The organism is Paenibacillus sp. MB22_1, from assembly GCF_047200555.1.
GTDB lineage: Bacteria > Bacillota > Bacilli > Paenibacillales > Paenibacillaceae > Fontibacillus > Fontibacillus phoenicis.
Genome location: NZ_JBLADV010000002.1, coordinates 406078 through 431784, shown reverse-complemented (window position 1 = coordinate 431784; position 25707 = coordinate 406078). Strand labels below are relative to the sequence as shown.

Below are 25707 nucleotides of genomic sequence, written 5' to 3'. Positions count from 1 at the left end.
GGGATGGAGTGGTTTATGATGATGGTAGCTCCGGAGTTGGTGGTAGCCGGGGCGGTCCTGTTCTTATTTCTCTATGCCTGGAAGTATAAGGATCGGGCCGATTGACCCGGGAAATTTGGGTTTATACCAGAGAGAGCGAAAGAAATGCGGAGAGGAGTCACTGGAGCGATGCCAAGAAGAATGCGCTACAATAACCTCGATAACGTGAGCACCGACAAAACGTTAAAGCAATTTAAGCAGCTGCGGGAAGAACGGCGCAGCAAAAAGAAGGATTATTCCTTCGTGATTCCCAATAAGCCGCCGGAACTCGATTATTTGCAGGCGAACCGTGAAGAGAGCACGATTACGTGGATCGGCCATTCTACGTTCCTGATCCAATATCAAGGTCTTAATATCGTTACCGATCCCGTCTGGGCCATGCGGATGGGATTTCAACGTCGGCTTACCGAGCCGGGGATCCCCATTCATCAACTGCCGCCCATCGACGTGATCCTGATCTCTCATTCCCATTATGATCATATGCATTTTGCTTCGATCCGCCGGATTTATAGCAAGGACACCACGATCATTGTCCCTGTCGGCCTTGGGCGGAAGATGTGGCGGAAAGGGTTCTATAACGTCCATGAGATGAGCTGGTGGGAGCGCGTACGCATTGGGGAGGTCGACATCTCCTTTGTCCCCACCCAGCACTGGACGCGCCGCACGCCATTTGATACGAATACGTCGCATTGGGGCGGCTACGTCCTGGAGCCGGTGCCAAGCAAGGTGGAGAAGAAACCGCCGGTCATCTATTTTGCCGGAGACAGCGGATATTTCCGCGGGTTTGCCGAAATCGGCAGGCGCTTTCAGATCGATGTGGCGCTCCTGCCGATCGGCGCTTATGAGCCGGAATGGTTCATGACGAGCCAGCATACCACGCCGGAGGAGGCGCTGCAAGCGTTCGTTGATGTCAAGGCGAAGCTCATGATTCCGATGCATTACGGCACCTTCCGGCTGGCCGATGATACCGCGCGGGAGGCGCTTGACCGTCTGGAGAAGGAACGGATCCGCCTTGGCTTCTCTGAGGATACGATCCGGCTGCTGCATCACGGGGAAACCTTGCGATGGCCGGGGGAGTAGAAGCTGCTCTACGCTTTTACCGCAAAATGCTCCATCAGATCCCGCAAACTGAGCTTGGCGGTGCTGGGCAGCACGATGTCGGCTTTCGGGAACTGCTCCGCTGCGCCGATGGCGACGGCGAACATGCCCGCGGCTTTGATCGCGTCGACTCCGGAAACGGCGTCTTCCACGCCGATGCAGGCCGCCGGCTCTACTCCGAGTTGGGCCGCCGCGGTCAGGAAAATCTCCGGATCCGGCTTATTGTTCTTTAAGCGGGTCACGTCCACAATCACATCAAACCAGCTTGTCACGCCCAGACCGTCAAGGACGGTTTGGGCGTTTTTGCTGGCGGAAGCGATCCCGGTCTTGATCCCGGCTTCCCGCAGCTCCGTTAGAAACCCGGAGATTCCCGGCAACAGGTCGGCTGGCGTAATTTTCTCGATCAACTTGACGTAAAGGTTGTTCTTGCGCGCTGCCAGCTCATTCATCTCCGCTTCGCTGTAATGAACGGGGGTGGTCGTTTGGCTGAGCAGCAGCTTTAAAGAATCGAGGCGGGATACGCCCTTCAGATTTTCATTAAACTCGCGTGTAAAGGGAATGTTCAATTCTTCGGCAATGGCTTTCCACGCTTGGTAATGATATTCGGCGGTGTCCGTAATGACCCCGTCCAAATCAAAGATCACTGCTTGTAAAGATTTCGTTTGGTTGTTATCCATCCTAACCGCTCCTTCTCAATGTAGTTCAAGGTTTGCCAGAGGACGCGAAACAGCGCGATCCGGCTGCAATGTCACGGTTTCTCCGTACAATTGAATGTCGATGGCGTCGCCTTCGGTCAGCTCCAGGGTGACGTCTCCTTTCTCGATATGCACGGAAATCAGACGGCCGCGGAACGTCAGGCGGAAGGCGTATTGCTCCCAATCCCGCGGGATCGCTGGGGCAAGAGACAGGCCGCTTTCTTTCAGCCGCATGCCGGCGAAGCCGTACACGATCGACATCCAAGTGCCGCCCATGTTTGCCAAATGCAGACCATCTTTCGTATTGCCATGCGTGTTGTCCAGATCCAGCCGCGCCGTTTCGATGAAATACTCGTACGCTTTGTCCAGATTGCCGATCTTGACCGCCATAATGCTGAAGATACAAGAGGACAAGGAGGAGTCATGGGTCGTGATCCGTTCGTAATAATCGTAGGAACGGCGGATCGTCTCCAGGGACTGCTCGTCCTCCAGCAGGAAATGGGCCAGCACGGTGTCCGCCTGTTTGCACACCTGGTACCGGTAAAGGGTCAGCGGATGGTAGTGCAGCAACAGCGGATAGTTTTCTTTTGGCGTATTGGCAAAATCCCAAACGGCCTTGCGCAGGAACGTATCATCCTGCGGGTTGATGCCCAGAGCTTCATCATATGGCAGGAACATCGCTGCAGCTGCCGCTTCCCAAGCGGCGATTTCGTCGTCCGTAACGCCAAGCTTCGCGCATAGCGCCTGGTAGCCTGCGGCATCGTAGTCTTTCAGGATCGCGCAGCTTTTGGCCGCCCATTTCAAATTATGCTTGGCCATAGCGTTGGTATAGTAGTTGTTGTTCACGCAGCAGGTATATTCGTCCGGCCCGGTGACTTCATCAATGTGGAATGCACCGTTGTAATAATGCCCGATTTCAGCCCATAACCGCGCCGTTTCGATCAGCACTTCCGCGCCGTAGTTCAGCAGGAAATCCCGATCCTGCGCAGCAAGGTAGTATTGGACATAGCTGTAGGCGATGTCCGCGCTGATATGATATTGCGCTGTGCCTGACGGGAAGAACGAGGAGCATTCGGTCCCTGAAATGGTGCGCCAAGGGAACAACGCGCCTTTGTGGTGCCCCATCTCCCGCGCTCTCGCTCTGGCATCGTCCAGAATGGAGTAACGGTACAAGAGCAGCTGGCGGGCCAGCTCCGGCTGGGTCATCAAAAAGACCGGGAACATATAAATTTCCGTATCCCAGAAGTAATGGCCTTCGTACCCTTCGCCGCTTAAGCCTTTGGCGGCGATGTTGCTGTACTTGTCCCGGCCGGCGGATTGCAGCAGCTGGAACAGGTTGAAGCGGATGCCTTCCTGCAGCTTCTCATCGTTCTGAATGATGACGTCGGCCGATTTCCAATAATCGTTCAGATACCCCGTCTGCTCTGCGAGCAAATCGCCAAAGGACAAGCCGGACAAGCGCTCGTGCAGATCAAACGCCCGCTCCTGGAATCCTTCGCCATGGCGGAGAGTGTCCGTATATACGTTGAATTTTGTAAATTCAACAGGGCCGTTCAGAGCGAAGGTTGCCGTATAAACTATTTCTCCGTCCTTTGTATCCAGCGCGATCTCTGCATCGGCAGTTAACTGATGGCGGGTGACGCAAGCGGCTTTCATTTTGGAAACCATCGTTTCGTCCACGACGTAGCCGTATTCGCCTCGCGTTCCAGTTTCCACCACGGTCATCCGTTCCGCATGGCCCGCTCCAACCCGCGGATCATTGGGATTGGTGTAGTTTTTGACAATACCGTTTAGCGTAGAGACGATTTTGACCGGGCCGCTAAAGTTGATCGGCTCCAGCTTGATATGAATGGCAAACAATTCACGGTGCGTAAAGGAGACGAGACGGCGGAAGGTCAGACGCACTTCTTTGCCGGTTGGAGACGTCCAATGCACTCTTCGCTCCGAAAATCCCTGATCCATATGCAACGTCCGCTGAAATTCCGTAATCTTGCCTTGATCCAGACGGAAAGGCTCATCCTCCTCGCCGAAATAGATCAGCACCGTTTGAGCATCGATGTTGTTCACCAGCTTCTGTTGCGTTTCGGGAAAAGCAAACAGCTTCTCGCCATAAGGAATTTCGATCACATCGTGAAATGCGTTCAAGTAAGTGCCGCGGATGCTGGTCATTTGCTTACCGTAGCCTTCTTCAAAGTTGCCCCGCACGCCCAAATACCCGTTGCCGAGCGCAAAGATACTTTCCATATTCAACAGCTCTGGCTGTGAAACGTCCGAATTCGTTAATTTCCAAGTCATGGTTGTTAGATCCCTCCTGGTCGTTATGATTGAATTTTAGAACCTAAAGCGGTAATGTAATACTAAATTCTTTAGATAATTGTCAAAATTTTTAGGTGGGATATGATGAATCTTCAACAGGGTCATACGTATTATCGGTCATCGAAAATGCAGGCACTCCAGGATCGTTTTGTCCATCCTCCGGTAGACTACGAACAGGAGCTGCTGGAAGCGGTCCGGATGGGGGACGAAGCAACAGCACTTCAGGTGATGCGAAAAATCAACGAGCTTGAAGCTGCGGTGTTGGCAACCTATCCGCTGCGCTCCAAAAAAAACGCCCTCATCGCCTCCTGCACTTTGTTTACAAGGGCGATTATCCAGGGCGGGGTCGATCCGGAGATTGCTTTTCACTTAAGTGATACTCTAATATTGGAGATCGAAAGGCTTAACGATCTCGAAGCGCTGGCCCAATTCGAATACGAGATGCTGGTGCAGTTCGTGATGACGATTCAGCGGGAAAGGGAGGAGCTGCCGTACTCCCATCTGGTGAAGCTGGCCATCCATTATATCCGGCAGCATATTTTTGACGATTTGACCTTGCCGCTCATTGCGGGTCACCTTGGCGTTCATCCGAGTTATTTGTCCGATCGTTTTCGCCGGGAAACCGGATTGCCGCTGATGAAATACATTAACAGCCGCAAGATTGAAGAGTCGAAACACATGCTTATCTATACGAACCGTTCCATTTCCGAAATCGCATTTCATTTTAAATTTTGCAGTCAGAGTTACTACACCCGGTTGTTTAAGGAATTTGTCGGCATGACGCCAAAGCAATTTCGGACAAGCGGAGCGGGGCGATCTATTCTGGAGAGGTAATGATGATGATATTCACCCGGCAGAAACTGTCACAACTGAGCTTGGAGAAGAAGCTGATCGCTGCCTTTTCCGTCTTTATTCTCATTCCGCTCATCTTGATCGGCGGGATCGTGTCATGGATTTATGTCGACAAGAACCGAAACGTGATGCTGGATGCGGCGGTGGAGAACAACAAGCAAATCGTGACCAATATTGATACGTCCCTGCAGCCGTTACAAAGGTTGTCCATGTTTCCCATCCAGGAGCAAAGCGTGTACCAAATCATGAAGAAGGACTATACCCAGGTCCCTTATCCGCTGCTGGAACGCGGTCGGGACTTCGATAAGGTTAACGGATTGATTCAAAGCGGGATCATGCTATATTCTGATTTGGTGGATTCGGTCGTTATTTTTCATGAGCATGATCAGTCGATTATCGGCCGCAGCAACCGCGAGTATATCAACTATCAATATTTCAAAACCACTTATTTACAGGAGGCGTTTATCCGCAAAATACGAGAAGGGAACGGGCAGTTTGTCACGACGGGTATTCATTACGACGAGCTGTTATCGCCGCACCGCCTTCCGGTCGTATCCGCGGGCCGGGCCATTATGGATCCGTATACCAAGGAACGGCTCGGATTTATTGTCTTCAACATCTCGGCGGACAAGCTGAAGACGTTGTGGAGTAATACAGCGTTCGCGGAAAAATCCAACTTCTATTTGCTGGATGAAGATCGGATGATTATTCAAAGCTCAAACAGCGGAGAGATCGGCAAGGCGGCCTCCGCCGTGTTTGGGAGCGGCTTTCAGGAGGAGCCGTCCGGCCGGACCGGTACGACCCGAATGTGGATCAACCAAAAGCTGTATATGATCTCTTCTCCGTCTCAGGTGGCCGAGTGGCATGCGGTGACCCTGATTGCGAAGGACGACCTGTACTCCATTGTGTACCAGTTGGTGGCCATCATGGCCGGTACGCTCCTCCTGCTGCTGGTCTTGTCGATCCTGATCTCCCTGCGCATTGCCACGCGAATTATGAAGCCTTTGGCCGTATTGAACCGCAAAATGAAGCTGGTCGCCCAGGGCCAGCTCGATGTCAGGTTCGATACGCGGCAAAGCGATGAGGTTGGGGTGATCAGCAGTACGATCGATCAGATGCTGCAGGAAATTCGCAGTCTGATTGCGCGGATTTACGAGAAAGAGGAAGAGAAGCGCAAGCTGGAGATGGACGCGCTGCAATCGCAAATCCGCCCGCATTTTATATACAATACCTTAAATGTGATCAAGTGGATGGCCAAAGTGCAAGGCGCTTCCGGAATTGAAGAGGCGCTGCAAGCTTTCGCTTCTGTAATGAAGTTCAGCATGAAGACGGATGAGAACTTTGTTCCCATCGCTGAGGAAGTCGTATTTGTCCAGAGCTATGCCAAAATTCTGGATTTCCGGTACTTCAACAAGTTTGAGGTGACGTATTCGATTGACCCGGGCGTCACCGAATACAAAACGTTGAAATTCCTGATCCAGCCGCTGGTGGAAAATGCGATTTTCCATGGCTTTGAGGGAATTGATTATAAAGGGAAGCTGGACATTTCCATTTATGAACGGCAAGGCGACCTGTACGTGGAAGTGGCGGACAACGGCCGCGGGTTCCCGGAAGATGGCGGGTTACATGCCAAGCCAGGGTATAAGGAAATCTCCAGAGATGGATTCAACTCGATTGGCATTCAGAATATTCGAAGCCGGATACGTCTGCATTTTGGACCGGGATACGGCTTATGGCTTGCCCCCGGAAGGCAGGGGGGAACTGTGGCGCTGATTCGGGTTCCAGTCATTTCGAATGAAACGGCAGGGGGAGGGGACAGCAAATGAAAATGTTGATTGTAGACGACGAGCCGCTGGTGCGAATCGGCATTAAATCGGCGATCGATTGGCAAGCCGAAGGCGTGGAGATCATCGGCGAGGCTGGAGACGGAGCTGAGGCGTTGCGGTTGATCGTCAGCGAGCAGCCGGATGTCGTGCTGCTGGACATTAAAATGCCGAAAATGGACGGGCTTGAAGTGCTGCGCCGGATCAAAGAGCAGGAGCTGCCCGTCAAGGTGGTGGTCCTGAGCAGCTTTGACGACTTCGGGTTTGTGAAGGAGGCGATGAAGCTGGGGGCGCTCGATTATTTTCATAAGCCGGACATCAATGACCGGGAGCTGATTGGCATGCTGCAGAACATCCGCGAGCAACTCGGGACCGCCCCTATTCCTTCACAACCCCCAAGGGCAACAAATCACAAGGAGCAGCTGCTCAGCGGCCTGCTGTACGGCATCGGTATCCAGCATGAGCTCTCGGAAACACGGTTAAAAGAAGGCAACATCTACGTTGTGTTGTTCAAAATTAAAAACTATGACAAGGTGCTGCAAAGATACAGCGAATCGTCGCAGTCCGTACTCGGGAATACCGTGCAAAATATGGTGAACGAAATGGTTTCGGCGGAGCGGGAGATCGAGTTCGTGCCATTAAACGAGCGGCTGTCCGCCCTCCTGATCAGCAATAGCGAACTGAAGAGTCTGCTCGCTTCGCTGACGCGCGTCAACGACATCGTGCAACGGATCAGTTCCACGCTCAAGCGTTTCGTGAATATTGATATTGTGCTGGGCATCAGCGATTGGGTGGACCGATTCGAGCAAGTGCCCACGGCGTACAAACAAGCGCTGCAGGCGTTGTCGCACCATTTTTACCATCCGGAATCCTCGATTTTCTATTACAGCCACCAGAAGGAGCGAAGCGAGGTGGCCTTGGAGCAAGGGGAGGTTTATGTGAAGCAAATGAAGTCAGCCTTGGCCGAGCATGCGCACGAGAAGTTCATGGATGGGCTGTCACGCTGGGAGAATCTGATCCGGACGGAGGAGTGTCTGGACGAGGCAGAGGTGCAAAAAGTGTACGAAGGCTTGTTATTTATGATGGACCGAAACGGGAGCAAGGTCAAAACAGAGGCGGAGGAAGAACTCACCGCCCGCGGGGCTTTTGAAGATTTCGAGCAAATGTCCAGCGCATACCGGACTGTTTTTGAACAGCGGCTTGGCGGAGGGACCAACGCTTCTTTCAAAGGGTACAGCCAGTTGATCCGCAATATTTTGGAGTACATCGAGCATCATTATCAAGACAGCCTCTCCCTGAAGCTGTTTGCCGACCTGTTCCAAGTCAGCCCGAATTATGTCAGCCGCCTGTTTAAAGAGGAAGTAGGGCAAGGCTTGTTTGATTATATTAATGAGCTGCGCATCAATAAAGCCAAAGAGCTGTTAAAAGATTACCGCTATAAAATTTACGAGGTCGCCGAGAAAGTCGGGTTTAGCAATCAGGCGCATTTTGCAATCGTATTCAACAAGTATACGGGAGTCTCTCCGAAGCAATATCGCAATGAAGAAGGATAAAAAAGAAGCATAAATCAGATAAAAAAGTGTGATTATATTAAAAACTTATACCGCCGCCTGCAACGATCAACTAAAAATCGAGGCGAAAATCTAAAATTAATCAATATTTGATTAATTTTTTTTGTGTTTAGGGGTGTTTATGCTTAAGGAGCAAGAAAGACAGAAGTGATCAAAAGGGAGGCAACAACAATGAAAGCCAGAAAAAGAACACTTTCAGCTCTGCTGATTTTGTGCCTTGCCGCTGTCGTAGGCTTGACCGCTTGCGGAAGCAGCAAAACCGCTGACAATACAGGGGGAAGCGAGACGAAACCGGGACAAAAAGTCACCGTCAACTTCGGGTTCTGGGGAACCGCCCAAGACCTGGCGATCTATCAAGCCGCAGCTGATAAGATCAACACGGTTTACCCGGATATTGAGTTGAAGATCAAGCAGTACCCAAGCAGTGAGCAGTTTTGGAATACGTTGCCGGGGGAAATCGCCGCGGGCGTCGCACCGGACTTTATCAAGATGTCCAACGAAGGCGCGTATGAATACATCAATAAAAATCTGTTTACGCCCATCGATGATCTGATCCAAAGTACGGGCATCGATATGAGCCGCTTCCCGGAATCTTCGAAGAACATCTGGAAGGTTGACGGCAAAATGTACGGCATCCCGAATACGGACATGCCTGCGATGTTCCTGATCAATGAGAAGATGTGGAAAGGCGCCGGGCTTGGGGACTATCCTACGACCTGGGATGAAGTGATTCAAGCAGCCAAAGTGCTGAATAAAGGCGACGTGAAAGGCATCATTGTGAACCTGGACGCCTTCCATATCACCAACTATGTGAAAAGCTTCGGCGGCGGCTGGGGCTACGGCAAAACGATCAATTCTCCAGAGAACGTCAAAGCGCTGGAACTGATCGTCGATATGTACAAAGAAGGCATTGCGGTAACACCGAAATCGTTAGGCTTTGGTTGGGACGGCGAAGTATTCAGCAACGAGAAAGGTGCGATGAGTACTGGCGGTTACTGGTACAAAGGTTACCTGAAGGACGCAAATCCGGATCTGAAATATGTGGCTTTGCCGATTCCTAAAGGGACGACCAACGGCAGCACGATGAGCTCCGACGCTTATATTGTGCTGAAGGACGCCAAAAACAAAGAAGCAGCGTTGAAAGCGGCTTACTACATGACGAACGACGAAACGCAAAAGGCCTTTATGGATCTGGGCTTTAACCCGGCATTAACTTCGCTGTCCGGCCAATACTTCGAGAAAAATCCGGAGTTCAGCGCATTGAAGCCAGCGCTGGAATACAGCACGGACTTCGAATATCCAACGGATACGAAACGCTTTACCGATGCGCTTGTGCAAGAGCTGGAAGGCCTGATTCTCGGCGGATCCGGCAAGACGGCGCAGCAAATTCTTGACGATATCCAAAGTCAGTTTAACTAAGTTCCATTTGCTCCTTGATAAGCAGCCGCTCTCTCCTGATCAGGCAAGTTTCAGAGAGAGCGGTACCTTTTTTACTTTATCCGCAAGAAAGCAGAAACGAGGTGTTACCCGTGAAAAACAATAAAAATCGGCAATCCGTGTTTCGTTCCATCGCCGATTCGGATCTGACATTAGGCTGGTTGTTTACCCTGCCTTTTTTGCTTTTATGGGCCTGGTGGTTTTTATATCCTTTCATTCAGTCTTTTGTCAGAAGCTTTCAGGATGCCAACTTTGCCTCGCTGGATCAAGCCAAGTTTATCGGGTTAAGCAATTATATTGAAATTCTTCATGACCGGGAGTTCTTCCGTGCCCTGCTCCATTCCCTGGAGATCGTGGTGGTTTCGATCCCGTTGCAAACGATACTGGGCTTGTTTCTCGCATTGCTCGTTAACCAGAAGCTCAAAGGCAAGGGCATCTTCCGGACGGTCTTTTTCTTACCCTACATCACTTCGCAAATTGCGATTACCACCGTCTTTATGATGCTGTTTAAGCAAGGGACGTTCCTGACGAATTTCTTCGGCACGCTGGGATTCGGCAATGTTACCTGGTACGCCGATACGAAGTACGCGCTGCTGTTTGTATGCATTCTGTTTATCTTCCAGCAAGCCGGGTTTACGATGATCGTCTATTTGTCCGGCCTGCAGGAAATTCCCAAAGACTTGTACGAAGCAAGCGAGATCGACGGCGCCTCGAAGTGGAATAAATTCCGCTATATTACGGTGCCTTCGTTGAAGGCGGTCACGTTCTTTATCGTCTCCGTGTCTACGATCGCCGGATTTCAAATCTATGACCAAATCGCCGCCATTTCTAGGTACGGGGCGCTGGGAACTCCGGCTGGAGCAACTAGTACAGTCGTCACCTACTTCTACCAACACGGGATCCGTTACATGAACATCGGGTACGGAAGTGCGGCCGTTGTCCTGTTCTTTATCATCATTATGCTGATTACGTACCTGCAAAAAAAATTCCTGGACGTGAAGGAGTGAGAACATGAAAAGCCGTACGCGCATAGGTCGGCCGTTCCTTTACCTCGGCATGATCGTTCTGGGGCTTCTGTTTGCCATCCCTTTTATTTATACGTTGTATTCCTCCGTATTGCCGATGCATTTCGTGAATACACTCACTTCGCCGGCAAACTGGACGCTGGATAACTTCAAACTGTTTTTTACGAATGAAGCTTACAATGTACCGCGCTGGTTTCTGAACACGATCATCATGACCGGTGTGGTGGTGCTTGGGAACATGGTCATTAACCCGATGGCAGGCTTTGCACTGGCCAAGCTGAATTTCCGGGGGAAATCGGTCATTTATTGGATCGTGGTCGCGACGATGATGGTGCCTTACCATATGATCTTGATCCCGGTCTATGTCAACATGGCTCAGTTGGGCTGGCTCAACACGTTTTGGGCTTTGACCATCCCGTTCCTGTATCAGGGACTGTATATTTTTATGCTCCGTCAGTTCTTTATTTCGGTGCCGAACGAATTTTTGGAGGCGGCCCGGATTGACGGTCTGACCAAGATGGGCGCCTTCTGGAAGATTGTTTATCCGCTTGCCCGTTCGTCGCTGATTACGATGGCGATTTTGGCATTTGCCGGAACCTGGAACAGTTATCTGATTCCGAGTACTTTGACGAATAAGCCGGATATGTACGTGCTTGTCGTAGGTCTGAACAGTGTGAAGGACCAATTCTTCGAAAATACGTCGCTGATTATGGCCGGCGTCGTATTGTCGACGCTGCCGATTATCCTCTTCTTCTTCCTGTTCCAGCGGCAGTACATCGAGGGCATCTCAAACGCCGGCATTAAAGGTTGATATCACAACTTAAGGAGGCTAACGATGGATTACCGCGTAATCAAAGAAGGGGAGCTGTTTATGCTCTCTGGGCTGAACGGCGACATTGGCCGGCACAATGAGCAGGGATTTGGATTATACGCGCAGGATACGCGCTTCTTAAGCCGCTTTGAGCTGGAGGTGGACGGCGGGAAGCCCGTGCTTCTGTCTTCCGCAGGCGACAAAAGTTATGTAGCCAGCTTCCGGCTTATCAAGGAAGCCAAGGATGACGGAGCGATTGAAGTTACACGCGACCGCTTCATCTATAATGGCAGACTTTATGAACGCATTGCCTTGACGAATTATTTTCCACGGGAGATCGCCTTTGATGTGTCCGTTTCGTTCGATGCGGACTTTCAGGACATGTTCCTGGTTCGCAAATACCGCACGGGGGAAGTTGGCAAGGTGGAAGGAGTTGTCGTCGGGGATCAGAATATGACGTTCCGGTATCTTGGAGCAGATCAGGAAACAAGACAAACGAGGATCGCCTGGGACGCTAAAGGCGGACGGGCGGATGACGGCGGGACGGTTACGTTCCCATTGTCCTTGAAGATCCAAGAGACATGGCAAGTTACGTTTCAAGTTGTCCCGATGGCGGACAAGCTGCTTCCAGCGGACACGCCGCTTAGTTTTGATGAAGGGCTGCAGCGGCTGGAGCAGTCGTACGAAGCTTGGTATGCGGACAACACCCGTATCGCTTCCGACTCCCCGGTATTTAACGAATTGTACCGGCGCGGGGTACAGGACTTGCGTATGTTGACGACGGATATCGGCTACGGTGAGACGACGGTTGCGGGACTGCCTTGGTTTGCTGTTCCGTTTGGCCGGGACAGCTTGATCACCTCGCTCTTCATGCTCCCGATTAACCCTCGGCACGCCGTGGGAACGTTAAGAACGTTAGCGGCCTATCAGGGGGAGCAGGGCGACCCGTGGCGAGACGAGCAGCCGGGCAAAATCATGCACGAGATCCGCTTCGGCGAGCTGGTGACCACGAAACAATCGCCGTTCTCCCCGTACTACGGCACGATCGATTCAACACCGTTGTTCCTTGTTTTGATCGGCGAATACTACCGTTGGACCGGCGACCTCGCTTTGGTGGAGGAGTTGCGGCCGAACATAATGCGCGCATTGGCTTATATCGATGCGTCCATGCAGTCGGGCTCAGGGTTTATGGCTTATAAGCAGGAAGCGGACAAAGGCTTCCCGAACCAGGGCTGGAAGGATTCCGCCAATTCGATTATGCACGAACACGGAGCTTACGCGGATTCGCCAATTGCGCTGGCTGAGGTGCAAGGGTACGTCTACCAGGCGAAGCATTCGCTGGCGCCGCTGTTCGAGCTGATGGGTGAGCCGGAGACGGCCCGCCGGCTGGAGGCGGAAGCGGAAGAACTGAAAGCGCGGTTCGAGTCGGCTTTCTGGATGGAGGACGAGCAATGCTACGCGATCGCCTTGGACAAAGATTTGCGCCAAGTCCGCAGCGTCAGTTCGAATCCGGGGCATCTGCTGATGAGCGGAATGCCCGAGGCTTCTCGCGCCAAGGCGCAGGCCGGGCGGATGATGAAGCCGGATATGTTTAACGGGTACGGCATTCGGACCATGAGTACAGAATCTACCGGCTATTACCCGATGAGTTATCATAACGGCAGCGTATGGCCGCATGACAACGCCATGATCTTGCTTGGCCTTGGCAAGCTCGGCTTCAAGCAGGAGGCGGAGCAAGTTATCTCGGGATTGCTGAACGCTTCGGTGCATTTCGAGTACCAGCGCTTGCCGGAGCTGTTCTGCGGTCATGACGCGGGTCTGGGCCATCCGGTTCCGTATCCGACGACCTGCTCGCCGCAAGCTTGGGCGGCCGGCACATCGATCGTCTTCCTGCAGGCGATGCTGGGGCTGTACCCCGATGCGCTCCGCCGGGAAATCGCATTGTCGCCGTTCCTTGTGCAAGGCATGAACCAGCTGGAGGCAACGCATATCGCGATCGGCGGCGGGCACTTGTCGGTTCGCGTTACGCGGAACGCGGACGGCAGCACCTTCTCCGTCGAGATTCTGGAGAACACCACAGGTTATACCTTGGTTGAATAAGCTCTCCTACCTCTGACCTTCCTTTGGGAAGGTTGGAGGTTTTTTTTTGCCCAAAGCCTGCAATATCCTGACAATGCTCAACTTAAGGGCTAATGTATGCTATAATATTGAGCCAGTAGTTCGATAATGAAAAAAGGATGGTAATGCCTAACATGATCAGTACTAACGGTGTGACGCTCCGGTATGGAAAACGGACACTTTTCGAAGATGTAAATATTAAATTCACCCCCGGCAACTGCTACGGTTTGATCGGGGCCAACGGGGCGGGCAAGTCGACGTTCCTGAAAATTCTCTCCGGCGAGATCGAGCCCAACCAAGGCGAAGTGTTTATGACGCCGGGCGAACGTTTAGCGGTCCTCAAGCAGAACCACTATGAATACGACGAGTACCCCGTGCTGGAAACAGTGATCATGGGTCACGGCCGGTTGTATTCGATTATGAAAGAGAAGGATGCGCTGTACGCCAAACCCGATTTCTCCGAAGAGGACGGCCTGCGTGCAGGCGAACTGGAGGGCGAATTCGCTGAGTTGAACGGCTGGGAAGCCGAGTCGGATGCAGCGGCGCTGCTGATTGGCCTTGGCATTCCACGCGAGCTGCACGATAAGAAGATGGCCGAGCTGAGCGGCAACGAGAAGGTGCGCGTGCTGTTGGCGCAAGCGTTGTTTGGTCGCCCGAATAACCTGCTCCTGGACGAACCAACGAACCACTTGGACCTCGAATCGATCCAGTGGCTGGAGAACTTCCTGATGGACTACGAAGGCACCGTTATCGTCGTATCCCATGACCGTCACTTCCTGAATAAGGTATGTACGCATATCGCGGATATCGACTTCGGTAAAATCCAGTTGTACGTCGGCAACTACGACTTCTGGTACGAATCCAGCCAGTTGGCGCTGCAAATGCAGCGGGACGCCAACAAGAAGAAGGAAGAGAAGATCAAGGAGCTGCAAGCCTTTATTCAACGTTTCTCGGCGAACGCTTCGAAATCGAAGCAAGCGACCTCGCGGAAGAAGCAGCTCGAGAAAATTACGCTGGAGGACATCCGTCCGTCCAACCGGAAATATCCGTTCCTGCACTTCAAGGCAGAGCGTGAAGCGGGCAAGCAGCTGCTGACCGTGGACGGGCTGACCAAAACGATCGAAGGCGAAAAGGTCTTGGATAACGTCAGCTTCGTCGTAAACAAAGGCGACAAAATCGCCTTCGTCGGACCCAACAGCGTGCCGAAAACAACGTTGTTCCAAATCGTCATGGGCGAGTTGGAAGCCGACAGCGGGGAATACAGCTGGGGGATTACAACTTCGCAGGCGTATTTTCCGAAGGACAACTCCCGTTATTTCGACGGGGTGGACCTGAATCTGGTGGAATGGCTGCGCCAATATTCGCCGAAGGATCAGGACGAAACGTTCCTGCGCGGCTTCCTTGGACGGATGCTATTCTCCGGCGAAGAAGCGCTGAAGAAAGCGAGCGTATTGTCCGGGGGCGAGAAGGTTCGCTGCATGCTGGCCAAAATGATGCTGAACGGCGCAAACGTGCTGCTGTTTGACGAGCCGACCAACCACCTCGATCTTGAATCGATTACGGCGCTCAACAACGGGTTGATCGACTTTGATGGCACGATCCTCTTCACGTCGCATGACCATCAGTTCATCCAAACGATCGCCAACCGCATCATTGAAATTACGCCAAACGGCATCATTGATCGCGTCATGACATACGACGAATATCTGGAGAGCGAAGAGATTCAAAACTTACGGAAATCGATGTATCCGGAAGAAGTAAAATAAATAACCCAAAAGCCGCACGGGCAGTTCTTCGGAACTGCTGCGTGCGGCTTTTTGCGCTGATTCTTACGAGCCGCCCGTCCGGCGGCGCTGGTTGTTCGGTTTCTTATTATTTTGGCTCTTCAACGCTTTGGTTTGAAAGCTGTCTTTCAATCCCGGTTTGTTACCGTTTTGCTGCTGCTGCTTTTTCTGTTGCAGTTTTTGGCGCATCGCTTCGGCCAAATCGATTTTACGTGGTTCTTCATTTTCCGTCACGCTGATCATCTCCTTGACATTGGAAAGGGGGTGTCCCTATTTTATACGTTTTTAAATGCGCGTACAACGGGAATAATGATGAAGGCTGCTTTTCCCGGGGGCAACACTGTTTCTCTAGACTTACACGGGGTTGATTTGCTACGATGATTAAACGCTTCTGATGTTTTAGAAATGAGAGTTTGAAGAAGTAGGTTATTGGCTTCGGGGAGAAGTCTGGAGGTGCGGGGCTTGGATATTTACGACGATATACGCAAAGGGGAACGCGGGGCTTGGGTAAGCATTGCCGCTTATTTACTTCTGTCCGCTTTTAAATTGATCAGCGGGTTTTTGTTTGATTCAAGCGCGCTGCTTGCCGACGGGTTTAACAACCTTACGGATATCGTGGCCTCGGTGGCGGTGCTGATTGGACTTAAAATCTCACAGAAGCCGCCGGACTCCGACCATGCTTACGGCCATTTCCGTGCGGAGACGATCGCTGCATTAGTCGCTTCTTTTATTATGGCGATGGTTGGTATCCAAGTCATCATAGGTGCGGTCCGGTCATTGATCGAAGGTGTGCATAGCGAGCCAGACATTCTGTCGGCTCTGATCGCTATCGTGTGTGCTCTGGCGATGGGCGGAGTCTATGCTTACAACCGCAGGCTGGCGAAGCAGATTAACAATCAGGCGCTTATGGCGGCGGCCAAGGATAATTTGTCTGATGCGCTGGTGAGTGCGGGCGCAGCAGTTGGGATTATCGGGGCTCAATTCGGGCTGCCTTGGCTGGACGTGGTTGCCGCGATTGCGGTAGGTTTGCTTATTTGTAAAACCGCCTGGGATATTTTCCGCCAGTCGACGCATAATCTGACCGATGGATTTGATGAAAAGGAACTGGGCGACCTGCGCAGCACTATTGCCCGAACTCAAGGCGTGGAAGGAATTAAAGACTTAAAGGCCCGGGTTCACGGGAATCACGTGCTGGTCGATGTCGTCATTGAGGTAGATCCGCAATTGACGGTGATCGAAAGTCATAAGATCAGTGACCGGGTTGAGGAACGGATGAGAAAGAAGCAAAACGTCATGCATGTTCACGTTCATGTTGAGCCTAAAGAAAGATAGGACTCGATTTTGGACGGGAAGTCATAAGGATGATTGAAGAATCAGGATCAAGGCAAATCATGCCCGAATGGACAGGCCTAAGGTAACATTTACCAAGCCCGCTGTTCGGGTTTTTTTGGCTAAAAAAATAGGCGATTGTCCCTAAAAAATAGGTAAATTGGATAAATTGGAATTATTATGAAATTGATGCAGTTGCATGCGAAATCGGGTACTTTTGTTGCAGAAATCCAGTGCTATTGCCCGGGAGGTGTTTACATAGGTTACATTCGACCGGATTTTATAGGTCGTGTGTCTCTAATTTCAACATGTAAAAACTAGGGCCATTGTCTTTGAATGCGCTTTCCTATAAAGTGATCTTCGACCGATTTAGACTAATTTCGACAATCGCTATAATGGGTGCAAGACCAAAGAAAGGAGGATTGGAACGCAGGCTAACAACTAGATTTATTACATTAGGAGGCAGGATAACACCCATGAAACGAAGCGTAGCGATCACATTATTGAGTGCCATTCTTCTCTCTACTTATACAGCTGTTCCTCATCAGGCATCAGCCGCAACCACAACCGCAACCTCACAATCGATCACCAAAGGCCATATTGTCGGCGGAGTCAATTTCCGTGACCAACCTTCCCTTTCGGGTAAAGTGATTGGTTTTCTCAAAAAGGGCTCCGAAGTCAACGTATTGGATCAAAGCAATAAATATTTCTATCTAGTGAAAACCGAAGATGGGAGCATCGGTTACGTCAGTTCGAACGAAAAGTACATTCAACTGGAAACCGTGAACACCGCTCCTTCCCAACCTTTGCTTAATTTGCCGGCAACGGTGACGTACGGCGTCAACCTGCGCGATCAACCGTCCACCTCGGGCAACGTCATCACGATGCTTCGCAAAGGTACCACATTAACGATTCTCGAGCAAAGCAATGAGCATTTCTATAAAGTACAGACGAACGACGGGACGATTGGTTACGTTAGTACGATAGATAAATATTTGGAAATTGGCGGACAATCCAGCACGCCGCAGCCAACACCAACTCCCGCTCCTTCCAGTGGGATTAGCCAGCAAATCGAGCAGGTGATTCAGGCCGGTATGAAATACCTCGGCACTCCGTACGAGTACGGCTCCAGCCGCAGCAATACGAATACGTTTGATTGCTCTGATTTCGTAAGACAAGCCTATAAGGATGCCTTGGGCATTACGCTTCCTGCGGATTCCCGCAAGCAAGGGGATTACATAAAGAGCAATGGAACGGCCGTATATCGCATCGATCAATTGAAGCGCGGCGATCTGGTCTTCTTCATGAGCTATAAAGGCTCTTCGGCCAAGTCCTACCAGGGAATCGACAAGCAAAGCCAGCGGATTACCCACGTCGCGATCTATCTTGGCAACGGCCAGCTCCTGCACACGTATTCCAATGAATCCGGCGGGGTTATCGTCGACAAGCTCGACGGCTCCTGGGTTTACCGCTTTATGTTTGGCGGCAGCGTCCTGAAATAAATCTAATCATGCCGTTTGGCCCCGTTCTTGGGATGGAGGAGGCCAAGCGGCTTTTTCGATTTAAGGTCGATAGAATTACGGTTCTTCGCACACTTCCGTCCATTTTCGTGTATAGTTAAGGAAAGACGGGTGAACGCCCAAGGACGGAAAGCGAGGAACAAGGTATGATTTGGGAGATCAGCGTGGCGGTGGCTGCGGCGGCTTTTGTGGTGCTTGTCGTTTATTTGGTCAAAACGCTGAAAGCGGCGGAACATTCGCTGAAGACAACCACCGAAACATTGAAGGACGTACAAAAAACGATCGATGAGTTGGGCAGCGACGTCCGGCAGGTCGTCCGGCAAGCGAATGAACTGACCAGCGACATCCAGCACAAAATGAAGCAGATCGACCCGCTGATGGAATCGGTTAAACATGCGGGTGAAGTGTTAAGTGAAGTTACGCTGGCGACAAAGCAGGTTTCGGCAGCCCTTGCCAGCCGTATCGCCAGCCGTCCTCTGTCGGTCAAGCGAAAGGCTCCGGCATCTCCGGCTCCGGCAACCTCTGTACCTTCGGCCCAGCCGCTGCAAGCTGAAGGGGAGCAGCCGGTGCAGGAAGCGAACCGCAAACCGGCGAACTGGGTCAAATGGGTGGATGTCGCCGCCGATGTCTGGCAGAAATATCGGAGTTAAGCGGACGTTAACGGCATTTCAATCTGCCGTTTCAACCTGAGTTAGACTGGGTAATGTACTATGTTACTCAAGCCTTGCCCGCATTGTGAGTCGAGAAGGAACGGGAAAGCGCCCCGTTCCTTTTTTTAAGATATCAGAAAGTATAAACTTCGGGGCATTAGCATCCTGATATCGCAAGAAAAACTTCCGCTAAACGCGGTCTGTCTACTTTGAATGTACGTCGATAGACGTTTTTCTTATCACCGTGATCTGTATATCACTTCTATGCTTACTCAAGCTCATTTTAAGGAGATTATCATGCGAATCTTGATCGTTGACGACAATCCGACAAATACCATGATCATTCGTGAGATTTTAAAGAAGGAAAACTACCGCAACACAGTCACCGTAACTTCGGCCCGGGACATGTTCGAGCGGCTCGGCGTCAAAAATTTGGATGCGGTTGAAGAAAGCGGGCCATCCGATGTGGATTTGATCCTGCTGGATATGATGATGCCGGAGATGGACGGGATTCAGGCTTGTCGGATTTTGCAGCGCTCCGAGCATCTGAAGGAGATTCCCATTATCGTAGTCACGGCCGTTGGGGATTCCCACAAGCTGGCGGAAGCGTTGGATGCCGGAGCTGTGGATTATGTGACGAAACCGATCAACAAGGTGGAGCTGATGGCGCGAATTCGCCTGGCTCTGCGGCTGAAGCTGGAGAAGGACTGGCACCGTAACCGGGATCAGCGCATCCAGGAGGAATTGAAGCTTGCGTCGCTTGTTCAAAACGCTGTCCTTAGCCCCCCGATCCATGATTCGGAGGTCGAAATCGATGCCCTATACAAGCCTTCCTATGAATTGGCAGGAGATTTGTACTCCTGGTACTCGCTTGGTGAGGGGAAGTATGCGGTGATCCTGCTGGATATGATGGGTCACGGCATTTCTTCTTCCCTCTTCTGTATGTTCATCTCCTCTGTTCTCAAAGATACCGTGTTTACCTATGTGGAACCGAAGCTGGTTATTGAAGAGTTAAACCGTCGCTTTATCCAGCTGCATATCGAAAGCAAATTGATTCAATATTATTTCACCGCCATCTATCTTGTGGTGGATACCCGGCGCAAAGTGATCGAATACGTGAATGCCGGACATCCGCCTGCCCTCCTGTACACGAACAATAAGCAACCCGTTCGTTTGGATCAAGTGGGGCCGCCCGTAGGCTTGTTTGATGGAATCGAAACGCATCCGCAGATTCTACATTACGAAGGACCAGGCCATCTCGTCCTCTACACCGACGGGTTGATGGATGGACATGAGGATTCCTTAGAGGCACGTCAGGCGTGGCTGGAGGAGCAGTTAAATACCTGCAGCCATCACTTCGACCGTGAGATGATGAGCCGATTGTTCTTCGAAGATGCCGTCCCGCTGAACAGAGAAGACGATAAATGTCTGGTATGGATCTCGTTCAAATGATCCCCTTGATTCAGCAGTGGACAAGCTGGGTTATGTTGTATTAAGAAAACCTATTCCAGGGAGAGTATTTCATGAATACAAGAAAAAGTTTGAAATTTTCCACCACAACACAACGGGAAAACGGAGTTTGTACCGTATCGCTGCGCGGTGAGTTGGACTTGTCTGCAGCGCCAGACTTCCGTAAGGTGATGGACCCGCTGGTTGGCATCGATGACGCGGATTTAGTCCTGAATCTGAAGGAATTGAAATACATCGACAGCACCGGAATCGGAATTTTTCTGTCCATCTTAAAGGCTAGGCAAGGGATGAACTCGAGTTTTTACGTGCAGGAAGTACCGGACCATATCCGGAAGCTGTTTGAAATGACTGGGATCGCTAAGTTTTTCGCGGAGCAGAAGAACTCCCAATAAGGAAAGGATCGAGTCTTAATGGTAGAGGAAACAGAGAGAATTGTCATCAGCCTTCCGGCGACAGCCGAATATGTGGATATTGTAAGGCTGAATCTTTACGGTATCGCATCGAAAATGGGATTTTCGTATGAGGAAATCGAAGACATGAAGGTGGCGGTATCCGAAGCATGCAACAATACCGTGTTGTATGCGTACAAGCAGGATGCCGGCAAAATGGAGATCACGTTTGAGATCTTAACCGATGCTTTGTCGATTACGGTCAAAGATGAAGGGGAGAGCTTTAAACCGTGGCGACAGGCTGGAGGCGTGACTCTGCACGAAAAAGAGTTGGGTGAGGCCCCGATTGGCGGATTAGGCTTCTATCTGATGCAGGCGCTCATGGACGACGTCCGCGTGGAAACGCAATCCGGAAAAGGAACGAGGGTGACGATGGTCCGCCGACTCCAGAGGAGTGAGGAGAAGGTATGACTGATCGTGCGGCTCCCCAAGCGTTATTTCAGGAATCTACCCGCCTCATTCAGCAGTACCAGCAAACCAGGGACAATGAGATCGCCACGCAGTTAATCCAGAAATACGATTCGATGGTCAAAATGGCCGCCGGCAAAATCGCCCGAAATCGGCCGGATTTGTACGAAGACCTGTACCAGGTGGGCGAAATGGCATTGGTTCGTTTGCTGCAGCAGTATGACAGCGAGCTGGGTATTCCGTTTGAACCGTATGCGATGAAGAGTATGATCGGGCATATGAAAAATTATTTGCGTGACAAGTCTTGGTATATTCAAGTGCCGCGGCGAATTAAGGAAAAGGGAGCGCTGGTTCAGCAGGCGATCGATGAGCTGACGCTGAAGCTGGAGCGATCTCCCAATGTGCAGGAGATCGCGGAGTATCTGGAGCTCTCGGTTGAAGAAACGGTTGAGGTGCTGGCCGGCCGGGATTGTTATCATTACGTGTCCCTGGATTCGCCCTTATCACCGGATGAAAGCGCCGTAACGCTGGGCGAAGTGATCAGCGCGGATGCAGATGATTACGATGCGCTTGAGAACCGGATGGATTTGCAACAAGCGCTGGGACAATTGAAGGCGCAAGAGCAGCAGGTTTTGCTGATGGCCTATCAGGAGGGGCAATCCCAAAGGGCCATTGCCCGGAAGCTGGGCATCTCTCAGATGAGTGTATCCCGCATTCAGAAGCGAGCGACCGAACGGCTGAAGCAAATCATGAATCATATGAACACCACTTAAATGCGTTGCCTGGGGATTGGGGGCAGCGCTTTTTTTGGTTATGTCTATTGCCCGGGATCGGGCAGCAAGCCGTCCTTCTTGTCTTCCCGGTTCGGTTGCATCGCCTCCATGTCTTCTCCCAACTGAATCAAATCCTCCATGTCATTCACCATGGATCCGTTCTCCGCTTCGTCGATGTCTTTATGCTCAGGATACTCGCCGGCTTGGGCAGCCCGGATTTGCCTCGTGACATACTGCTCCTGCAGGTCCTCGGGTTGGGTCAATGGATGTTGCCTCCTTTGTTCTCTTATGAAACCGTAAATAGTTTGCACAAACGCCCTTATCGTATACCTGGCGCTCTCTTGCTTCTTGCTAGATGGCTCTATAGCCAGCGGGCTTCCAAAGTACTATACTGTGTAGGAATGGAGCAAAATGTGTGCAGGGAATGGATCAGGTTAAGGAGAGAACAAGAGATGAACTATAACGAAGCTTTGCTGGTGAATGAATATCGCGGGGGGCTGCTGGAATGCGCTCACTATGGTCATATTTGTATTGTTGATGAACGAGGAAACATTGTGGGGCGAGCGGGTAATTCCCAAGCCACCGTATTTACTCGCTCTGCGGCCAAGCCGATCCAGGCGATTCCAGGGATCCGTGCCGGAATTAAGGAGGCTTACGGGCTAACTGACGAGGAGATTGCCATTATGGCCGCTTCACACCGAGCTGAGGAGATCCATGTCGAGACGCTGAATCGAATTTTGGAGAAGACGGGGCTGACCGAAGAACGGCTCATTTGCGCTCCCAGCCTGCCGCTGGATCGGGTTGCCAAGGAACAGCTGCTTCGACAAGGCGGGACGTATCGCCGAATCTACCATAATTGTTCGGGTAAACATTTAGGCGTTCTGGCTTATTGCAAAATGAAAGGATACCCGTTGGAAAGCTATAATCATCCGGAGCATCCGGCTCAGAAGGAAATCTTGACGACGCTGGCGGGCTTGGCAGGGCTTACGGAAGCGCAGATTACTCTGGGTACAGATGGCTGCGGTTTTCCTGTGTTCGCCCTTCCGTTATCCGCTTTGGCTTCCGCCTATTTGAAGCTGGCATGTCCGGATTTGATCGAGGATGCGGCTACCGCTGAGGCAGTCAGAGTGATTACTAACGCCATGAACCGTCAACCCTTGCTGGTTGCTGGCACCGGGCGGGTGGATTCGATCCTGCTGGACGATCCGAATATCGTGGCCAAAGGCGGTTTTAAAGGGGTTTATGCGTTTGCTTTGCGCCGTGAGCGCGTGGGGATCACGTTTAAAATTCAGGACGGTTCCGAGGAAGAGTGGGGAATGATCGCTTTATCCGTACTGGAGCAGCTCGGATACGAAAACGAAGGAACGCTGCAGAAGCTCCGCGAGGCGTTCCCGTCTTCGATCAAGAACGATGAGGGCTGGGAAGTAGGGAAAGCCGAAACCGTGTTCCAGCTGGAACGCTAACTGTGATTCAGAGCCGCTTACCGGTTAGGCTTTGTTCCGCAGTCTTCCCAGTTCTTGAGCCAGCGCTTCCACTTCGGAGATGCTGAGCCGCTCTTTGCTCATGACGATGTCATAAACATCGCGGATATCATCATATTGGTTAACGTGGAATGCGGACGCCGACATCGCTGCTGCGGAAGCCATTTTCAGCTTGCTTTTGATCGCTTCGATCATGAACTCGATATTTTCCTTGCTCTTGATGGATAGATCCATAAGTTTTCATCCTTCCGATTTATGGGTTATTAGCTATTGTACCACGAGGGAAGCGGTTCATGAAATTTTGCGGTCCGGCGTCCGAATGCGTTACAATCAGGTTACGAAATACCGGGAGGGAGCGTGTCTAGGTCATGCAGGAACAGAAGGAATGGCCGGCGGCGGGAGTAAACCGGAGGAAGCTGAGCGGCGGGGAGCTGGCGGCTTTTTTTGCAGACATTCGTGCCCGGCATCTTCGTGAGGACGTTACCTTTCTATGCATCGGTACGGATCGGTCGACGGGAGACGCGCTGGGGCCGTTGGTGGGAACGAAGCTGACAGAGTTGGGATTTGAGCACGTCATTGGAACGCTCCGCGAGCCGTGTGACGCAACCAATCTGGAGAGGCGCATGGCCGAAATCCCCGAAGGGCGCGTGATCATCGCCATCGATGCCTGCCTGGGGATGGCCGATTCGGTGGGGACGTACCTCGTGTCCAGCCAGCCGTTGCAACCGGCCCAATCCGTCGGGGCCAGCTTGCCGGAGGTCGGGCATTACAGCATTGCCGCAGTCGTTAACGTCAACGGCCCCAAGCCCTATTGGACGCTGCAGATGACCTCGCTATACAAGGTCATGCAAATGGCCGATGAAATCGCGGGCGCTGCGGCATCGGCATTTCGGTGAAGGGTTGGATCCGAAGATGACTTTTTGAACAACCAGTTCAAATAAGAGTTCAAAAAGTTAGGTTTGGAGTACCGAGAAGGTTGGATGAAGCTAGGGAGTGAGTAGCGGAGCGTAGATAGGATCTAAGTGAGCAACGGAGCGACCGGCTGAATTCAAGATTCGATGTCGAATGCGTTTCATGGTTTACATCGTGATCCAAAGATAACTTTTTGAACAACCTCTAAAAATTGAGATGAAAGTGGGTAGCGTAATGGACAAAGTAACAGTTAACGGAACAACGATCGCCTATGAACAACAAGGACAGGGCGAAACAGTAGTTTTGCTGCACGGTTTTTGCGGCAGCTCCGCTTACTGGGAGAAGGTTCAGCCGCTGCTTGCCGAACAATATCAGGTCATCGCCCCCGATCTTCGGGGCCACGGGGCCACAACTGCGCCAGTCGGCGCGTATACGATCGATCAAATGGCGGACGATGTCGCAGGTCTGATGGAGGCATTGGGCATCACCAAGTACACGCTGCTTGGTCATTCGATGGGAGGCTACACTGCCCTATCGTTGGCTCAGCGGTATGCAGATCGGTTAAATGCCTTTGGTCTGATCCATTCAACCGGCTATCCGGACAGTGAGGAAGCCAAGGAGAAACGGCTTCAGGCGGTTTCCCGCATTCGGTCCGAAGGCATCACCCACTTTGTGGACGGACTCGTGCCGGGGTTATTTGCACCGGACAATGTCAGCAAACTTGGAGCCGAAGTGGATCGCGTAAAGGAGATTGGCTACAAGACGCCGCCTCAAGGGGCGACGGGAGCCGCGCTGGCTATGCGTGAGCGGCCCGACCGCCGTGACGTGATGGAGGCGACATCGCTTCCGTTGCTGCTGGTCGCAGGTGAAAGCGATACCGTCGTACCGATGGCGCGGCTGTTTACGACCGAAGGACCCAACGTCACAAAGGCGGTCATCAAAGGCGCGGGTCACATGAGCATGTATGAAGCGCCGGAGCAGCTGACAGCGGTCATCGCCGATTTTATGCGCAGCGTAACGGAAAAGACTGTGGAAGTGTAAAACCTAGCACTTTTGAACAATGTTTCGCAATGATCAGCTAGTCGAACCGAGGCCTAGGAACCGGAGATTTCATGGGGAACTCCGGTTTCCGGCTTTTTTTGAATT

At 51.7% G+C, this 25707-nt stretch carries 25 protein-coding genes; 20 read left to right on the top strand and 5 right to left on the bottom strand.

Going from position 1 to position 25707, the window contains the following annotated elements:
- The first annotated feature begins 3 nt into the window (after positions 1-3).
- Together cydS and ACL02P_RS13735 are read left to right on the top strand one after the other, a co-directional pair.
- Positions 4-105 carry a cytochrome bd oxidase small subunit CydS gene (cydS, locus tag ACL02P_RS13740; RefSeq protein WP_397376634.1) on the top strand — a complete coding sequence of 34 codons (102 nt, stop codon included), beginning with the start codon at positions 4-6 and terminating at the stop codon, positions 103-105.
- A gap of 63 nt (positions 106-168) precedes the next feature.
- Positions 169-1119 carry an MBL fold metallo-hydrolase gene (locus ACL02P_RS13735; protein ID WP_036646547.1) on the top strand — a complete coding sequence of 317 codons (951 nt, stop codon included), beginning with the start codon at positions 169-171 and terminating at the stop codon, positions 1117-1119.
- Positions 1120-1127: 8 nt separating this feature from the next.
- On the opposite strand, the gene pgmB is transcribed toward ACL02P_RS13735, so the two are convergent.
- Together pgmB and ACL02P_RS13725 are read right to left on the bottom strand one after the other, a co-directional pair.
- Entirely contained in the window at positions 1128-1814 is a 687-nt protein-coding gene (pgmB, locus tag ACL02P_RS13730) for a beta-phosphoglucomutase (protein ID WP_009226856.1), read from the bottom strand.
- 15 nt (positions 1815-1829) lie between these two features.
- Positions 1830-4127, bottom strand: a complete 2298-nt coding sequence (locus ACL02P_RS13725) for a glycoside hydrolase family 65 protein (RefSeq protein WP_412837492.1) — start codon at positions 4125-4127, stop codon at positions 1830-1832.
- Positions 4128-4229: 102 nt separating this feature from the next.
- Here ACL02P_RS13725 and ACL02P_RS13720 point away from each other — a divergent pair, with 102 nt between their 5' ends.
- From ACL02P_RS13720 to ACL02P_RS13685, 8 genes are all read left to right on the top strand, one after another.
- A complete protein-coding gene (locus tag ACL02P_RS13720; protein ID WP_009226854.1) occupies positions 4230-4982 on the top strand; it encodes a helix-turn-helix domain-containing protein in 753 nt (250 codons plus the stop codon).
- On the top strand, positions 4982-6826 hold the full coding sequence (locus ACL02P_RS13715; RefSeq protein ID WP_009226853.1) for a sensor histidine kinase: 1845 nt from the start codon (positions 4982-4984) through the stop codon (positions 6824-6826). The genes ACL02P_RS13720 and ACL02P_RS13715 overlap by 1 nt, the downstream gene beginning before the upstream one ends.
- Positions 6823-8376 (top strand): response regulator transcription factor, encoded by a 1554-nt coding sequence (locus tag ACL02P_RS13710; protein WP_412837491.1) that lies wholly within the window; start codon positions 6823-6825, stop codon positions 8374-8376. The genes ACL02P_RS13715 and ACL02P_RS13710 overlap by 4 nt, the downstream gene beginning before the upstream one ends.
- Before the next feature lie 189 nt (positions 8377-8565).
- On the top strand, positions 8566-9813 hold the full coding sequence (locus tag ACL02P_RS13705; protein ID WP_036646545.1) for an ABC transporter substrate-binding protein: 1248 nt from the start codon (positions 8566-8568) through the stop codon (positions 9811-9813).
- A gap of 101 nt (positions 9814-9914) precedes the next feature.
- Complete coding sequence (locus ACL02P_RS13700) at positions 9915-10838, top strand: carbohydrate ABC transporter permease (RefSeq protein WP_009226850.1); 924 nt, start codon at positions 9915-9917, stop codon at positions 10836-10838.
- Positions 10839-10842: 4 nt separating this feature from the next.
- Positions 10843-11667, top strand: a complete 825-nt coding sequence (locus ACL02P_RS13695) for a carbohydrate ABC transporter permease (protein WP_412837490.1) — start codon at positions 10843-10845, stop codon at positions 11665-11667.
- Positions 11668-11691: 24 nt separating this feature from the next.
- On the top strand, positions 11692-13767 hold the full coding sequence (locus ACL02P_RS13690) for a glycogen debranching N-terminal domain-containing protein (protein WP_412837489.1): 2076 nt from the start codon (positions 11692-11694) through the stop codon (positions 13765-13767).
- Between the two features lie 152 nt (positions 13768-13919).
- Positions 13920-15551, top strand: coding sequence for an ABC-F family ATP-binding cassette domain-containing protein (locus tag ACL02P_RS13685; protein ID WP_036646543.1), 1632 nt, complete (start codon positions 13920-13922; stop codon positions 15549-15551).
- 63 nt (positions 15552-15614) lie between these two features.
- On the opposite strand, the gene ACL02P_RS13680 is transcribed toward ACL02P_RS13685, so the two are convergent.
- Complete coding sequence (locus tag ACL02P_RS13680) at positions 15615-15803, bottom strand: hypothetical protein (RefSeq protein WP_412837488.1); 189 nt, start codon at positions 15801-15803, stop codon at positions 15615-15617.
- A gap of 228 nt (positions 15804-16031) precedes the next feature.
- Here ACL02P_RS13680 and ACL02P_RS13675 point away from each other — a divergent pair, with 228 nt between their 5' ends.
- From ACL02P_RS13675 to ACL02P_RS13645, 7 genes are all read left to right on the top strand, one after another.
- Positions 16032-16901, top strand: coding sequence for a cation diffusion facilitator family transporter (locus ACL02P_RS13675; RefSeq protein WP_412837487.1), 870 nt, complete (start codon positions 16032-16034; stop codon positions 16899-16901).
- Between the two features lie 473 nt (positions 16902-17374).
- Positions 17375-18400: an SH3 domain-containing protein gene (locus tag ACL02P_RS13670; RefSeq protein WP_412837486.1), complete on the top strand. Its 1026-nt coding sequence runs from the start codon at positions 17375-17377 to the stop codon at positions 18398-18400.
- Between the two features lie 164 nt (positions 18401-18564).
- Positions 18565-19068 (top strand): DUF948 domain-containing protein, encoded by a 504-nt coding sequence (locus ACL02P_RS13665; RefSeq protein WP_260071443.1) that lies wholly within the window; start codon positions 18565-18567, stop codon positions 19066-19068.
- A 297-nt stretch (positions 19069-19365) separates the two neighbouring features.
- Positions 19366-20520, top strand: coding sequence for a PP2C family protein-serine/threonine phosphatase (locus tag ACL02P_RS13660; protein ID WP_412837485.1), 1155 nt, complete (start codon positions 19366-19368; stop codon positions 20518-20520).
- Positions 20521-20591: 71 nt separating this feature from the next.
- Positions 20592-20930 carry an STAS domain-containing protein gene (locus ACL02P_RS13655; protein WP_009226841.1) on the top strand — a complete coding sequence of 113 codons (339 nt, stop codon included), beginning with the start codon at positions 20592-20594 and terminating at the stop codon, positions 20928-20930.
- Positions 20931-20948: 18 nt separating this feature from the next.
- A complete protein-coding gene (gene rsbW / locus ACL02P_RS13650; RefSeq protein ID WP_339300192.1) occupies positions 20949-21398 on the top strand; it encodes an anti-sigma B factor RsbW in 450 nt (149 codons plus the stop codon).
- Complete coding sequence (locus ACL02P_RS13645) at positions 21395-22168, top strand: sigma-70 family RNA polymerase sigma factor (RefSeq protein WP_339300190.1); 774 nt, start codon at positions 21395-21397, stop codon at positions 22166-22168. The genes rsbW and ACL02P_RS13645 overlap by 4 nt, the downstream gene beginning before the upstream one ends.
- 44 nt (positions 22169-22212) lie before the next feature.
- On the opposite strand, the gene ACL02P_RS13640 is transcribed toward ACL02P_RS13645, so the two are convergent.
- Positions 22213-22431, bottom strand: coding sequence for a hypothetical protein (locus ACL02P_RS13640; protein ID WP_412837484.1), 219 nt, complete (start codon positions 22429-22431; stop codon positions 22213-22215).
- A 189-nt stretch (positions 22432-22620) separates the two neighbouring features.
- On the opposite strand from ACL02P_RS13640, the gene ACL02P_RS13635 reads away from it, so the two are divergent.
- Positions 22621-23631, top strand: coding sequence for an asparaginase (locus ACL02P_RS13635; RefSeq protein WP_412837483.1), 1011 nt, complete (start codon positions 22621-22623; stop codon positions 23629-23631).
- Between the two features lie 24 nt (positions 23632-23655).
- Here the strand turns inward: ACL02P_RS13635 and ACL02P_RS13630 are convergent, their stop codons facing one another.
- Positions 23656-23883, bottom strand: a complete 228-nt coding sequence (locus tag ACL02P_RS13630) for a DUF1128 family protein (protein WP_009226836.1) — start codon at positions 23881-23883, stop codon at positions 23656-23658.
- A 134-nt stretch (positions 23884-24017) separates the two neighbouring features.
- Here ACL02P_RS13630 and yyaC point away from each other — a divergent pair, with 134 nt between their 5' ends.
- Positions 24018-24545: a spore protease YyaC gene (gene yyaC, locus ACL02P_RS13625; RefSeq protein ID WP_260071449.1), complete on the top strand. Its 528-nt coding sequence runs from the start codon at positions 24018-24020 to the stop codon at positions 24543-24545.
- 250 nt (positions 24546-24795) lie between these two features.
- Positions 24796-25602 (top strand): alpha/beta fold hydrolase, encoded by an 807-nt coding sequence (locus ACL02P_RS13620; RefSeq protein WP_260071450.1) that lies wholly within the window; start codon positions 24796-24798, stop codon positions 25600-25602.
- Positions 25603-25707 lie beyond the last annotated feature (105 nt).

What these genes read in the sequence shown, in the direction of transcription:
- cydS (WP_397376634.1), top strand. Translation starts at nt 4, where the DNA reads ATGGAGTGGTTTATGATGATGGTAGCTCCGGAGTTGGTGGTAGCCGGG.
- ACL02P_RS13735 (WP_036646547.1), top strand. Translation starts at nt 169, where the DNA reads ATGCCAAGAAGAATGCGCTACAATAACCTCGATAACGTGAGCACCGAC.
- pgmB (WP_009226856.1), bottom strand. Translation starts at nt 1,814, where the DNA reads ATGGATAACAACCAAACGAAATCTTTACAAGCAGTGATCTTTGATTTG.
- ACL02P_RS13725 (WP_412837492.1), bottom strand. Translation starts at nt 4,127, where the DNA reads ATGACTTGGAAATTAACGAATTCGGACGTTTCACAGCCAGAGCTGTTG.
- ACL02P_RS13720 (WP_009226854.1), top strand. Translation starts at nt 4,230, where the DNA reads ATGATGAATCTTCAACAGGGTCATACGTATTATCGGTCATCGAAAATG.
- ACL02P_RS13715 (WP_009226853.1), top strand. Translation starts at nt 4,982, where the DNA reads ATGATGATGATATTCACCCGGCAGAAACTGTCACAACTGAGCTTGGAG.
- ACL02P_RS13710 (WP_412837491.1), top strand. Translation starts at nt 6,823, where the DNA reads ATGAAAATGTTGATTGTAGACGACGAGCCGCTGGTGCGAATCGGCATT.
- ACL02P_RS13705 (WP_036646545.1), top strand. Translation starts at nt 8,566, where the DNA reads ATGAAAGCCAGAAAAAGAACACTTTCAGCTCTGCTGATTTTGTGCCTT.
- ACL02P_RS13695 (WP_412837490.1), top strand. Translation starts at nt 10,843, where the DNA reads ATGAAAAGCCGTACGCGCATAGGTCGGCCGTTCCTTTACCTCGGCATG.
- ACL02P_RS13690 (WP_412837489.1), top strand. Translation starts at nt 11,692, where the DNA reads ATGGATTACCGCGTAATCAAAGAAGGGGAGCTGTTTATGCTCTCTGGG.
- ACL02P_RS13685 (WP_036646543.1), top strand. Translation starts at nt 13,920, where the DNA reads ATGATCAGTACTAACGGTGTGACGCTCCGGTATGGAAAACGGACACTT.
- ACL02P_RS13670 (WP_412837486.1), top strand. Translation starts at nt 17,375, where the DNA reads ATGAAACGAAGCGTAGCGATCACATTATTGAGTGCCATTCTTCTCTCT.
- ACL02P_RS13665 (WP_260071443.1), top strand. Translation starts at nt 18,565, where the DNA reads ATGATTTGGGAGATCAGCGTGGCGGTGGCTGCGGCGGCTTTTGTGGTG.
- ACL02P_RS13660 (WP_412837485.1), top strand. Translation starts at nt 19,366, where the DNA reads ATGCGAATCTTGATCGTTGACGACAATCCGACAAATACCATGATCATT.
- ACL02P_RS13655 (WP_009226841.1), top strand. Translation starts at nt 20,592, where the DNA reads ATGAATACAAGAAAAAGTTTGAAATTTTCCACCACAACACAACGGGAA.
- rsbW (WP_339300192.1), top strand. Translation starts at nt 20,949, where the DNA reads ATGGTAGAGGAAACAGAGAGAATTGTCATCAGCCTTCCGGCGACAGCC.
- ACL02P_RS13645 (WP_339300190.1), top strand. Translation starts at nt 21,395, where the DNA reads ATGACTGATCGTGCGGCTCCCCAAGCGTTATTTCAGGAATCTACCCGC.
- ACL02P_RS13635 (WP_412837483.1), top strand. Translation starts at nt 22,621, where the DNA reads ATGAACTATAACGAAGCTTTGCTGGTGAATGAATATCGCGGGGGGCTG.
- ACL02P_RS13630 (WP_009226836.1), bottom strand. Translation starts at nt 23,883, where the DNA reads ATGGATCTATCCATCAAGAGCAAGGAAAATATCGAGTTCATGATCGAA.
- yyaC (WP_260071449.1), top strand. Translation starts at nt 24,018, where the DNA reads ATGCAGGAACAGAAGGAATGGCCGGCGGCGGGAGTAAACCGGAGGAAG.
- ACL02P_RS13620 (WP_260071450.1), top strand. Translation starts at nt 24,796, where the DNA reads ATGGACAAAGTAACAGTTAACGGAACAACGATCGCCTATGAACAACAA.